Annotated in this window: 1 protein-coding gene; it reads left to right on the top strand. The window is 35.3% G+C overall.

Features of this window, described 5'->3' with window-relative positions:
* The first annotated feature begins 349 nt into the window (after positions 1 to 349).
* Positions 350 to 1,708 (top strand): argininosuccinate lyase, encoded by a 1,359-nt coding sequence (gene argH, locus AB1414_20095; protein MEW6609715.1) that lies wholly within the window; start codon positions 350 to 352, stop codon positions 1,706 to 1,708.
* The last annotated feature ends 201 nt before the right edge of the window (positions 1,709 to 1,909 follow it).

The raw sequence follows: 1,909 nt of genomic DNA on the forward strand, positions 1-1,909 counted from the left end.
ATTGTGGAAAACAACAAATTTCCATAAATTTCTATTAGTTTCTATTAATTTCAATTTTTTTAATAATATCTCCCTATCTCCTTAATCTCCACATCTCCTTTTGTTACACCACCTGAACGCTTACGGAGAAAGGGAGAAGATGGAGAAGTGGAGAAAAGAAGAGTTATAGGATTATTAATGCCTGTATTAAGGGATAAACCACTTAATCTTAAAAAAACTTGAATATCGAGTTATACATTTTCGCACATCCTGAAGATACATTTTACCAGAAATTTTATCCAAAAGTCAACAAAAAATTTGATTTATTACTTGACAATTATCTCCTATTTATGATAATCTTAAAAGAACAATGAATCCAGTTCGTAGTAGATTTTCTAAAAAACTAAATAAAGAGGTTGAAGTTTTTACTTCTTCTATTGATATTGATAAGAAATTCTATAAGTATGATATTATCGGCAGCCAGGCCCATGCAAAAATGCTCAGTAAATGCGGTATTATCCCTCAACAAGAAGCAGAAGAGATAATACAGGGATTAGAAGAGATTAAAACCGAACTTGAAGAAGGCAATTTTCAATTCAGCCCGGAATTAGAAGATATTCATATCCATATTGAAAAAGCCTTAATAGATAAATTAGGTAAAACGGGTGAAAAATTACATACTGCCAGGTCTCGAAATGACCAGGTAGCCGTAGATACAAGGCTTTATCTCCGAGAAGAAATAAAAGAGATAATCGAACTAATAAGAACCTTACAAAAATCTATCATCAATATAGCCCAGGAAAATTTAGAGACGATTATGCCCGGTTATACCCATTTACAGCATGCCGAACCAGTTCTTTTCTCGCATCATTTAATGGCTTATTTCTGGATGCTTCAACGGGATGTAGATAGATTACAAGACGGCTATAAGCGGGTAAATGTTATGCCACTTGGGAGCTGCGCTCTGGCTGGAACATCCTTACCTATAGACCGCCAATGTGTTGCTGAATTACTTGAGTTTCCCCTAATAAGTAAAAATAGCATTGATGCGGTTAGCGACCGAGATTATATCATTGAATTCTTATGTAATATTTGTTTGGTGATGATGCATCTATCAAGGTTAAGTGAGGAGTTAATTCTGTGGTCAACACAAGAGTTTGGATTTATTGAGTTAGATGAGGCATTTTGCACCGGCAGTAGCATTATGCCACAAAAGAAAAATCCAGATGTTTGTGAATTAATTAGAGGAAAAACAGGTATAATTTACGGACATCTTGTTTCATTACTCACAATGATGAAGGGATTACCACTATCTTATAATCGAGATATGCAGGAGGATAAATATCCATTACTTGATACCGTAGAAATAGTTAAATTAGCATTATCCATCTTTGGTAACATGCTCTTAACGATGAAGATAAAGAAAGAAAGGATGTTATCTATCTTGAGTGGTGATTTTTCAACTGCGACTGAAGTGGCTAATTATTTAGTCAAAAAAGGTATTCCTTTTCGTCAGGCACATCAAATAGTAGGTAAGATATGCCAGATGGGGAAACCATTAGAAGTTTTGACATTAAAAGAGTTACAGCATTTCTCACCCGTATTTTCAGAAGATGTGCTTAAAATATTAAAACCGCAGGAGTCTATAAAACAAAAAATATCTTATGGGAGCACGGGAGTAATTCAAGTAAAGGAACAAATTGAATTAGCTAAAGGAAGCATGAATTAAGAGAAGGTAGGGAAACGGGGAAAGGGAGAAAGGGGGAAAAGGCTGAAGGCTGAAGGAAACAGCGTTCAAAACTTCAGCCTATTTTCAGGAGAACGCTCATGAACCGCTGGTTCACAAATGAGGATGAAAATAGTGGTAGGAGATAGAAGATGGGATGTAAGGAGATAGGCGTGAGGAGTGATGTTTTCTTTACTTTCTACT

Source organism: bacterium (assembly GCA_040755795.1).
GTDB lineage: Bacteria > UBA9089 > CG2-30-40-21 > CG2-30-40-21 > SBAY01 > JBFLXS01.

What these genes read in the sequence shown, in the direction of transcription:
- argH (MEW6609715.1), top strand. Translation starts at nt 350, where the DNA reads ATGAATCCAGTTCGTAGTAGATTTTCTAAAAAACTAAATAAAGAGGTT.